Source organism: Bacteroides sp. An269, assembly GCF_002159755.1.
In the GTDB taxonomy this organism is placed as follows: Bacteria; Bacteroidota; Bacteroidia; order Bacteroidales; family Bacteroidaceae; genus Phocaeicola; species Phocaeicola intestinalis.
Genome location: NZ_NFJG01000136.1, coordinates 1 through 10,577, shown reverse-complemented (window position 1 = coordinate 10,577; position 10,577 = coordinate 1). Strand labels below are relative to the sequence as shown.

The 10,577-nt window shown below is 51.5% G+C and carries 10 protein-coding genes; all 10 read left to right on the top strand.

The features are described from left to right. On the top strand, nucleotides 1-247 hold a 247-nt coding region (locus B5F71_RS20465; protein ID WP_206423858.1), incomplete at its 5' end, for a hypothetical protein. A 349-nt stretch (nucleotides 248-596) separates the two neighbouring features. Further along, on the top strand, nucleotides 597-2,399 hold the full coding sequence (ilvD, locus tag B5F71_RS17265) for a dihydroxy-acid dehydratase (protein WP_087212776.1): 1,803 nt from the start codon (nucleotides 597-599) through the stop codon (nucleotides 2,397-2,399). Between the two features lie 109 nt (nucleotides 2,400-2,508). Further along, nucleotides 2,509-4,212, top strand: coding sequence for a biosynthetic-type acetolactate synthase large subunit (gene ilvB, locus B5F71_RS17260; RefSeq protein WP_087212773.1), 1,704 nt, complete (start codon nucleotides 2,509-2,511; stop codon nucleotides 4,210-4,212). Between the two features lie 115 nt (nucleotides 4,213-4,327). Continuing rightward, nucleotides 4,328-4,885: an acetolactate synthase small subunit gene (gene ilvN, locus B5F71_RS17255; RefSeq protein WP_013616882.1), complete on the top strand. Its 558-nt coding sequence runs from the start codon at nucleotides 4,328-4,330 to the stop codon at nucleotides 4,883-4,885. 5 nt (nucleotides 4,886-4,890) lie between these two features. Next, complete coding sequence (locus B5F71_RS17250) at nucleotides 4,891-5,637, top strand: acyl-ACP thioesterase domain-containing protein (protein WP_087212770.1); 747 nt, start codon at nucleotides 4,891-4,893, stop codon at nucleotides 5,635-5,637. A 191-nt stretch (nucleotides 5,638-5,828) separates the two neighbouring features. Beyond that, nucleotides 5,829-6,872 carry a ketol-acid reductoisomerase gene (ilvC, locus tag B5F71_RS17245; protein ID WP_013616880.1) on the top strand — a complete coding sequence of 348 codons (1,044 nt, stop codon included), beginning with the start codon at nucleotides 5,829-5,831 and terminating at the stop codon, nucleotides 6,870-6,872. A gap of 178 nt (nucleotides 6,873-7,050) precedes the next feature. Further along, nucleotides 7,051-7,662: a PepSY-like domain-containing protein gene (locus B5F71_RS17240; protein WP_022039653.1), complete on the top strand. Its 612-nt coding sequence runs from the start codon at nucleotides 7,051-7,053 to the stop codon at nucleotides 7,660-7,662. Between the two features lie 166 nt (nucleotides 7,663-7,828). Beyond that, complete coding sequence (locus B5F71_RS17235; RefSeq protein WP_087212767.1) at nucleotides 7,829-9,118, top strand: MFS transporter; 1,290 nt, start codon at nucleotides 7,829-7,831, stop codon at nucleotides 9,116-9,118. 114 nt (nucleotides 9,119-9,232) lie between these two features. Continuing rightward, complete coding sequence (locus B5F71_RS21175) at nucleotides 9,233-9,367, top strand: hypothetical protein (RefSeq protein ID WP_262483258.1); 135 nt, start codon at nucleotides 9,233-9,235, stop codon at nucleotides 9,365-9,367. Between the two features lie 61 nt (nucleotides 9,368-9,428). Then, nucleotides 9,429-10,463, top strand: coding sequence for an alcohol dehydrogenase (locus tag B5F71_RS17230; protein WP_087212764.1), 1,035 nt, complete (start codon nucleotides 9,429-9,431; stop codon nucleotides 10,461-10,463). Nucleotides 10,464-10,577 lie beyond the last annotated feature (114 nt).

Below are 10,577 nucleotides of genomic sequence, written 5' to 3'. Positions count from 1 at the left end.
AATTTATCGTGCGATGATTTGGGATGAGTTTTTGAGGCATTTTTGCTTCTGTGATGAGGAAGATAGCGGGCTATCTGACGAAGAACAGGAGCGGAAAGGACCAAAAAATTGCCCAAAGCACACACGAAAACGGATACATCAAGCCAAGAAAAACTTTTTGGAGAAATTCAAAACAGCTTCTCAATCATACATTGATTCATATCCGCTAAATAAATTTATCGGAAAAATTGAAATGCTCTCTTACTAATGATAATTTTTTTCGATAAAAAAGTTTCATTTTATTTGTTTATTCGGGAAAAGGCTTTACCTTTGCAACCGTAAAAACCAATTAAACCGAATGACAATGACAACTGATATACGAATTAACTTGGCAGTCCTGCATTTGATTCACGTCGTGGTGGTACCAGGGGGTGAGGAAGGTTCGTGTATGTAGTTGTTCGAGATTATACGTTGAAAAGCCTTTCTCACCCCTGAGGTCGAGAGAGGCTTTTTTATAATTGGCAGTTGGGTTAAGCTGGTATTGTGATTGGGTGGAAGCTCAAGAACTTAAAAACTAACAAACTTAAAAACTAAAGAACTAAAAAAACATAATGGAGATGAAACATCAGTTACGCAGTTCAATGAGTACCGAAGGCCGGCGCATGGCGGGAGCCCGCGCCTTGTGGGTGGCCAACGGGATGAAGAAAGAAATGATGGGCAAGCCGATTATTGCGGTGGTCAACTCGTTTACCCAGTTTGTGCCGGGACATACCCACCTGCATGAAATCGGGCAGATGGTGAAAGCCGAAATCGAACGGCAGGGGTGCTTTGCCGCCGAGTTCAACACCATTGCCATTGATGACGGAATAGCGATGGGGCACGACGGGATGTTGTATTCATTGCCTTCGCGCGACATTATCGCCGACAGCATCGAGTATATGGTGAACGCGCATAAGGCGGATGCGATGATTTGCATCTCCAATTGCGACAAGATTACGCCGGGGATGCTGATGGCGGCGATGCGGCTCAATATCCCCACGGTGTTCGTGTCGGGAGGACCGATGGAGGCCGGCGAATGGGGCGGGATGCATCTCGACCTGATAGACGCGATGATTAAGTCGGCGGACACGAGTGTGAGCGATGCCGATGTGGCGGAAATAGAGCGTCACGCCTGTCCCGGATGCGGGTGCTGCTCGGGAATGTTCACCGCCAACTCGATGAATTGCCTGAACGAGGCAATCGGGCTTGCCCTGCCGGGGAACGGCACCGTTCTTGCCACGCACGCCAACCGCCGCATCCTGTTCGAAGACGCGGCACGGCTCATCGTGGAGAATGCGTGGAAGTATTACCGTGATGGGGATGATAGTGTATTGCCACGGAGCATCGCCACACGCCAGGCTTTTCTCAACGCCATGACCCTCGACATTGCGATGGGCGGTTCTACCAACACGGTGCTTCACCTGCTTGCCATTGCCCACGAGGCGGAAGTGGATTTCTGTATGGACGACATCGACCAGCTTTCGCGACGCGTGCCTTGCCTGTGCAAGGTGGCTCCCAATACGCAGAAATACCACATACAGGACGTGAACCGTGCCGGTGGTATTCTGAACATTTTGGGCGAGCTGGCGAAGGGGGGCTTGCTGGACACTTCGGTGCGCCGGGTAGACGGAACTACCTTGGCAGAAGCCATTGCCCGATATAATATATGTGTGCCCGCTCCCGATTCCGAGGCGTTGCGCATTTACCGGAGCGCACCGGGCGGAAAGTTCTGCATCGAGCTGGGCGCGCAGGACACGATGTACGATACATTGGACACCGACCGTGCCGCAGGGTGTATCCGCGATTTGCAACATGCTTATTCGAAAGACGGAGGCCTGGCGGTATTGAAGGGTAACATTGCGCAGGACGGATGCGTGGTGAAGACGGCTGGGGTGGATGAGAGTATCTGGAAATTCTCCGGTCCCGCTAAAGTCTTCGATTCGCAGGAAGCGGCTTGCGAGGGAATCTTGGGAGGCAAGGTGGTGAGCGGCGATGTGGTGGTCATCACCCACGAAGGTCCCAAAGGAGGACCGGGAATGCAGGAAATGCTTTACCCCACATCGTACATCAAGTCGAAACACTTGGGCAAAGAGTGTGCCCTCATTACCGACGGACGCTTTAGCGGCGGTACATCGGGCTTGAGCATCGGGCACATTTCGCCTGAAGCTGCTGCCGGAGGAAACATCGGTAAGATTGTAGACGGCGACATCATCGAGATAGATATCCCGAACCGTACCATCAACGTACGGCTGAGCGATGAGGAACTGGCGGCACGCCCGATGGCACCCGTTACGCGCGACCGCAAGGTGTCGAAAGCTCTTAGGGCGTATGCCGCGATGGTAAGCTCGGCGGATAAAGGAGGAGTGAGAATGATTGACTGAATTGTTTAGGTACTAGGTAACTAGGTTCTGGATACCATTCGTAAGACTATTCAAAACTTAGTCAACTAGTGTCTAAACCCTAGTTCCTAAAATAAATAAAAGGAAGAATATGGACAAAGAAAGAATAACAGGCTCGGAGGCATTGATGCGTTCGCTGGAGCACGAAGGGGTGAAGACGCTTTTCGGCTATCCCGGCGGAGCCATTATGCCTGTATTTGATGCATTATACGACCATCGGGACAAGTTGAACCATATCCTTGTGCGCCACGAACAGGGAGCGGTACATGCGGCACAGGGCTTTGCCCGGGTGTCGGGTGAGGTAGGAGTATGTCTGGTGACGAGCGGTCCCGGCGCTACGAATACCATTACTGGTGTGGCGGATGCGATGATAGACAGTACGCCCATTGTGGTGATAGCCGGTCAGGTGGGTGCATCGTTATTGGGTACAGACGCTTTTCAGGAAGTGGACTTGGTAGGTGTTACCCAGCCTATATCGAAATGGAGTTACCAGATACGTCGTGCCGAAGACGTGGCATGGGCGGTGTCGCGTGCGTTCTACCTTGCGCGGAGCGGGCGTCCCGGTCCGGTGGTGCTCGATTTTGCCAAGAATGCGCAGACCGAAATGACGGAATATGAACCGGTGGATGTGGACTTTATCCGGAGTTATGACCCTGACCCCGAGACCGACCCGAAGATGGTGGCAGAGGCGGTGAAGCTCATCAACGAAGCCGAACGCCCCTTGCTGCTGGTAGGGCAGGGTGTAGAATTGGGAGGTGCACAAGAAGAACTGAAAGCATTTGCCGAGAAGGCGGACATCCCCTGCGGATGTACCTTGTTGGGGCTTTCGGCATTGCCTTCAGCCCATCGGCTGAACAAGGGAATGCTGGGGATGCACGGTAATCTTGCTCCTAACGTGAAGACTAACGAGTGTGATGTGCTGATAGCCGTGGGGATGCGTTTCGACGACCGTGTGACGGGTAAGCTGGAAACATACGCCCGTCAGGCGAAGGTCATCCACTTGGATGTAGACCCTTCGGAGATAGGCAAGAACGTGCCGGTGGATGTGCCCGTGCTGGGCAATTGCAAGCGTACGTTGGCTTTACTGACCGAATTGATACAGACCCACAAGCATACGGAATGGATAGAAAGTTTCCGCCCGTACGATGAGAAAGAGTACGAGCAGGTAATCCGTCCCGAGGTACATCCAGAAAGCGGTCCGCTGAATATGGGCGAGGTGGTCAATGCCGTGAGCGAGGCAACTTGCCGCGAAGCGATATTGGTGACCGATGTAGGCCAGAACCAGATGATGGCATGCCGCTATTTCAAGTTTGGGAAAAAACGGAGCATCGTGACTTCGGGTGGTATGGGAACGATGGGCTTCTGCCTTCCGGCGGCAATTGGTGCCACGTTCGGATGTCCCGGACGCACGGTATGTGCCTTTATGGGCGACGGAGGCTTGCAGATGACGATGCAAGAGCTGGGTACCGTGATGGAGCAGCAAGTACCGGTGAAGCTTATTTTACTGAACAATAATTACTTAGGTAATGTGCGTCAATGGCAGGCGATGTTTTTCAACCGCCGCTATTCGTTTACGCCGATGATGAATCCCGACTACATGCAGATAGCTGCCGCCTACGGCATAGCCGGACGCCGCGTGATGGAACGGGACGAGCTGGAAGGTGCCATCCGCGAGATGCTGGACACTGACGGACCTTTCCTGCTCGAAGTGTGTGTGGTAGAAGAAGGCAATGTGCTTCCGATGACTCCTCCGGGAAATTCGGTAAACGATATGCTGCTTGAACTGGATTGTTGAATATCAGTTGACAAGGTACCAGTTTACAAGGAGACAAGGTTCTGAATAGCTTTGTGTATCTAAAACCTTGTCAACTCGTTAACTCGTCAACTTGTTACCTAAAAATAAAACGCAAATGGATAATAAGACATTATATACAATTATCGTTCACTCGGAAAACTTTGCCGGTTTGCTCAATCAGGTGACCGCCGTGTTCACCCGCCGGCAAATCAATATCGAGAGCCTGAACGTTTCGGCATCTTCCATCAAGGGCGTGCATAAATATACGATAACGTGCTGGACTACCCCCGACATCGTGGAGAAGGTAGTGCGTCAGATAGAGAAGAAAATCGATGTCATTCAGGCGCATTATTTCACTGAAAAGGAAATCTTTCAGCGTGAGGTGGCGATGTACAAGGTTTCTACACCCGAGTTTCAGTCGAACCCCGAGGCATCGAAGGTGGTGCGCCGTGCCAGTGCGCACATCGTGGAGGTGAACCCCACGTTCTGCATCGTGGAACTGACAGGAATGAGTGCCGAAATCACCGACTTGTACCAGAAGCTGAAAGACCTGAACTGCGTGCTCCAGTTTGTCCGCTCAGGGCGGATAGCTGTGTCTACCAGTTGTTTCGAGCGGGTGAACGAGTACCTGGCGCATCGGGAAGAACGTTATTTGAAAGAGAAAAAAGAGTAAACATTATGGACGCAAAAGAGAAAGTAGGCAGATACGAATTTGTGGCTGAGCCTTTTCATGTAGATTTTGCGGGACGGCTCACCATGGGAGTATTGGGAAACCATTTATTGAATTGTGCCGGATTCCATGCCGCCGACCGCGGGTTTGGGATAGCGGTATTGAATGAGAACCATTATACGTGGGTGCTTTCGCGCTTGGCGGTAGAAATGACCGATATGCCCCGGGCATACGAGAAGTTCAGTATCGAGACATGGGTGGAAAATGTCTACCGGCTCTTCACCGACCGCAACTTCGCGGTACTCAATGCGGAAGGCAAGCCCATCGGTTATGCACGTTCGGTATGGGCGATGATTAGTATGGAGACCCGTAAGCCTGCCGATTTGTTTCTCTTGCATGGCGATGAAATCACAAGCTATATATGCGCCGACAAGCCTTGTCCCATCGCAAAGGCGGGCAGGGTAAAGGTAGGCGATGCGCAGCTGGTGGCGGAATATCATACCCGGTACAGCGACATCGACCTGAACGGGCATGTGAACAGCATCAAGTACATCGAGCATATCCTCGACCTGTTCCCGCTGGAAATGTACCGTGAAAAAACGCTGCACCGTTTCGAGGTTGCGTATGCAGCCGAAAGCCATTATGGTGATGTGCTGGGGTTTTATCGGGAACAGAAATCGGAAAACGAATACGACATCGAGGTACGGAAGAACGGGACTGAGACCGCCATACGGAGCAAAGTGGTGTTTGAATAATTAATAATTAAAATGAATGTCCGCAATCATCCTATGTAGGGGCAAAATGCGGATATTCATAATAATTAAAAAACTCTGTGTGCCTCTGTGTCCTTTGTGGTGAAAACTTAAAAACTAACAAACTTAAAAACTAACAAACTCAAATATTAACTTGCGGACCGGTAAGGTCTGCGTAAAAAGATTGTAATTTTATGGCAAAAATGAATTTTGGCGGAGTTATCGAAAACGTAGAGACCCGCGAAGAATTTCCTTTGGAAAAAGCACGTGAAGTATTGAAAGACGAAACCATAGCCGTAATCGGTTACGGCGTACAGGGACCGGGCCAGTCGTTGAACCTGCGCGATAACGGGTTCAATGTCATCGTGGGCCAGCGTCCGGGAAAGACATACGATAAAGCTGTTGCCGACGGATGGGTGCCGGGTGAAACCCTTTTCGGCATCGAAGAGGCTTGCGAGCGTGCGACGATAATCGCCGTATTGCTCTCGGATGCAGCGCAGATAGCTTGCTGGCCGACTATCGAGAAACATCTTACGGCTGGTAAGGCATTGTATTTCTCTCACGGTTTCGCCATTACGTGGAACGACCGTACAGGTGTGGTTCCCCCGAAAGATGTAGACGTGATTATGGTGGCACCGAAAGGTTCGGGAACTTCTTTGCGTACCATGTTCCTCGAAGGCCGCGGGCTGAACTCGTCATATGCTATCTATCAGGATGCTACCGGTAAGGCTTGGGACCGTGTCATCGCTATGGGTATCGGTATTGGTTCGGGATACCTGTTCGAAACCACTTTCCAGCGCGAAGCTACTTCCGACCTGACCGGCGAACGCGGTACGCTGATGGGTGCCATCCAGGGCTTGCTTTTGGCTCAGTACGAAACTTTGCGCGAACACGGGCACACACCTTCTGAAGCTTTCAATGAAACCGTAGAAGAGCTTACCCAGTCGCTGATGCCGCTCTTTGCCGCCAAAGGTATGGATTGGATGTATGCCAACTGCTCTACTACAGCCCAGCGCGGCGCACTCGACTGGATGGTTCCGTTCCACGATGCTACCAAGCCGGTATTCGAAAAACTGTATAAGTCGGTAGCCGACGGACTGGAAGCCCAGCGTTCCATCGACTCCAACTCTCAGCCCGACTATCGCGAAAAGCTGAACGAAGAGCTGAAAGCCTTGCGCGAAAGCGAAATGTGGCAGACGGGTGTGGTAGTACGCAAGCTCCGTCCGGAAAATAACTGAGCAATTGACAATTGACAATTATTTCTGATTGGCAATTGATGATTGGTAATGATTGCTTTATGCTCCAGTCCCCAAAAGGCACAAAGCACTTTGCCGGTTGTCAATTGCCAATTGTTTTTTTGGCAGATAAGAAAAAGTGTTGTACATTTGCCGTAGACCATTAAAAAACAGACTATTTATGAAAATGCGTGTATTTTTAGGAATGATGGCAATGTGCTTTGCGCTTTTTGTGTATGCAGAGAGTGATCCTACGTCGTTTGTACGGAACAGATATCCGGATGCCCGTATTTTAGACCGTGATTGGGATGACGGATTCATCGAAGTGAAAATGTCGCATCGCGGAAAGGAAAAGATCGTTATTTTCAATGCCGATGGAAAATGGTTGCGTACCATGTGGGAAGTACGCCGCAGCAGGCTTCCGCGTGCGGTAATCAGCGTATTGAGACGGACAGGGTTCGTGTACGAAGAGATAGACGATAACGATAATATGGCGATGGAGAACCGTCGGGGAATGTTCTATATCGTTCAGGCCGACCGTAATGACCAAAGCTACGTGCTGGTGGTGTCGGAGCGGGGAAACATCATCGACCGCTTTTACGATGACGAATGGGATGACGAGTGGGACGAAGGACGCTGGGAAGGCGAGTCTTGGGATGACGGCGAGGACCATTTCGACGAAGGAGATGATGAGTGGGACGACCACAACCGTTATCGCCGTCCTCACCGCCACCATCGCGGGTGTTGTCATGAAGACGATGGTGAGGACCGTTTCGATGAGGGAGACGACTAGTGAGAAGTTATCGCCCCGCTGGTGTGGGCTGGGAGTTGAATGCCAATACCTCAGAAAAACTTTTTGGAGAAATTCAAAACAGATTCTCGGTAAGACTATCGACCTTTAACTCCTGAACGAAGTGATAATTTCTGTGAAACATAACTACGTTTAACTCCTGGTTCACATGAATAGCAAATTGGCAAATCGTAACTTGAAAAAAGATTCTCCGTGGGCGTGGGTGCCTACGCTCTATTTTGCGGAAGGGCTGCCCTATATAGCGGTAATGACCCTCTCGCTGGTGATGTATAAGCGGATGGGCATCTCGAATGCCGAGGTGGCGCTCTATACGGGTTGGCTCAACCTGCCGTGGGTGGTCAAGCCTTTGTGGAGCCCGTTCGTAGACTTGGTGCGCACCAAACGCTGGTGGGTAGTGGCAATGCAAATGCTTATTGGTGCTGCACTGGCGGGTATTGCTTTCCTTATACCTGCACCGCATTTCTTTCAGTCCACGCTCGCCCTGTTCTGGCTGATGGCGTTTGCCTCCGCCACTCACGACATTGCAGCCGACGGGTTCTATATGTTGGGGCTTACGCCGCACCAGCAAGCTTTGTTTGTGGGCATCCGGAGCACCTTCTACCGCCTTGCCACCATCGCTGGCCAAGGATTGCTCCTGATGTTTGCCGGCTGGTTGGAACAGTCGGGTAGGGGAATCCCTTTTGCCTGGAGCGTTACGTTCTTACTGTTGGCGGGGGTGTTTCTTGCTGTGTTCGTCTACCACGCTTTTGTACTTCCGTGTCCCAGTGCCGACCGTCCGGCAGCAAGCATTTCGGTGCAGAGCCTGTGGCGCGAGTTCCTTCTCACTTTCCGCTCGTTTTTCCGTAAGGAAGGCATCGGCGTGGCATTGCTCTTCATGCTGCTCTACCGCTTCCCCGAAGCGCAATTGGCGAAGATGGGCATTCCGTTCCTGCTCGACCCCGTGGCAGAAGGAGGGCTGGGCATGACCACCGAGCAGATAGGTTTCACGCAGGGCACAGTGGGCGTCATCGGGTTGACTTTGGGCGGCATTCTGGGTGGCATCGCCGTGGCGCGTCACGGCTTGAAGCGTTGGCTTTGGGCGATGGTGTGGGCGATATCTCTGCCCGACCTGGTGTACGTTTACCTCAGCTATTTTCCCCAAACGCCCTTACTTTGGGTCAACGTGTGCATTTTCATCGAGCAGTTGGGCTACGGCTTCGGCTTCACCGCCTACATGATGTACCTCATCTATTTTTCGCGTGGGAGCCACAGCACCGCCCATTACGCCATCTGTACCGCCTTTATGGCGCTGGGCATGATGTTGCCTGGCATGGCAGCCGGCTGGCTTCAGGAGCTTCTGGGCTATCGTCATTTCTTCATCTGGATTATGGCGTGCTGCGGTGCGACTTTCGCCGTGGCGGCCTTGCTGAAGATAGACCCGGAATTTGGGAAGAAATGAGTAGATTTAATGGCTAATGTGAGAATGAATCAGCACATTGCATTTGTTTATTAGAAGCTGTTTTGAGTTTATCGTGCGATGATTTGGGATGAGTTTTTGTAAAGACGCAAAATCTTGCGTCTTGACTATGAGGAAGATAGCGGGCTATCTGACGAAGAACAGGAGCGAAAAGGACCCAAAATCGCCCAAAGCACACACGAAAACGGATACATCAAGCCAAGAAAAACTTTTTGGAGAAATTCAAAATAGCTTCTTAGCACATTAAACTGTAGTTTTGTAAATTGAAAATTGAAAAATAGTAAATGAATTTATGTTGGCTTATACTTATGTAGAACAAGGCAGATTCGAATGGCGCGATAAGCCGGAACCTCGGCTGGAGGGGCCGCGCGATGCCATCGTAAGGGTCACGCTGAGCAGCATTTGCACCAGCGACCTGCATATCAAACACGGAAGCGTGCCGCGTGCCGTGCCGGGCATCACGGTAGGTCACGAGATGGTGGGTGTGGTGGAAGCCGTGGGCGAGGCTGTGAAGAACGTTGCGCCGGGCGACCGTGTGACCGTCAATGTGGAAACCTTTTGCGGAGAATGCTTCTTTTGCCGCCACGGGTACGTGAACAATTGTACCGACCCTCACGGCGGATGGGCGCTGGGATGCCGTATCGATGGTGGGCAGACGGGATATGTACGTGTGCCTTATGCCGACACAGGGCTGAACCGCATCCCCGACTCGGTGACCGACGAGCAGGCGTTGTTTGTGGGCGATATACTTGCTACCGGCTTTTGGGCGGCGCGTATCTCCGAGGTGAAAGAGGAGGATACGGTGCTTATCATCGGAGCCGGTCCTACGGGTATTTGTACCTTGCTTTGCACGATGCTGAAGCGTCCGCGGCGCATCATTGTGTGCGAACGTTCGCCCGAACGAATCCGTTTCGTACGCCGGCATTACCCCGAAGTGCTGGTAACAGAACCCGAAGATTGCCTTGCCTTTGTGAAAGCGCATAGTGTGCACGGTGGTGCCGATGTGGTGATGGAAGTGGCAGGAACAGACGATACGTTCCGCCTGGCGTGGGAGTGTGCCCGTCCCAATGCCATCGTGACCGTGGTGGCGATGTACGACAAGCCCCAAATGTTGCCTTTGCCCGACATGTATGGCAAGAATCTCACCTTCAAGACTGGCGGTGTGGACGGGTGTGACTGCGCCGAGATACTCGATCTGATAGAAGCAGGCAAGATAGATACTACTCCGCTTATTACCCATCGTTTTCCGCTTCGCCAGATAGAGGAGGCTTATCACATTTTTGAGAATAAGATGGACGGGGTGATGAAGATTGCTATCAGTGGATAATTAGTTTTAGAAGCTGTTTTGAATTTATCGTGCGATGATTTGGGATGAGTTTTTGAGGCATTTTCGCTTTTGTGATGAGGAAGATAGCGGGCTATCTGACGAAGAACAGGAGCG